Annotated in this window: 1 rRNA gene; it reads left to right on the top strand. The window is 54.6% G+C overall.

Going from position 1 to position 313, the window contains the following annotated elements:
* A 16S ribosomal RNA gene (locus QUG14_RS00040) occupies positions 1 to 313 on the top strand; the annotation flags it as partial.

Raw genomic sequence — 313 nt, 5'->3', positions numbered from 1 at the left:
AGTTGGGCACTCTAAGGAGACTGCCGGTGACAAACCGGAGGAAGGTGGGGATGACGTCAAATCATCATGCCCCTTATGACCTGGGCTACACACGTGCTACAATGGATGGTACAAAGGGCTGCAAGACCGCGAGGTTTAGCCAATCCCATAAAACCATTCTCAGTTCGGATTGTAGGCTGCAACTCGCCTACATGAAGCCGGAATCGCTAGTAATCGCGGATCAGCATGCCGCGGTGAATACGTTCCCGGGCCTTGTACACACCGCCCGTCACACCACGAGAGTTTGTAACACCCGAAGTCGGTGGGGTAACCG

Origin of the sequence: Neobacillus sp. CF12 (assembly GCF_030348765.1) — a bacterium.
GTDB lineage: Bacteria > Bacillota > Bacilli > Bacillales > Cytobacillaceae > Neobacillus.
Note: the sequence above shows the minus strand (reverse complement) of the source record. Positions and strands in the feature narration are given on the sequence as shown.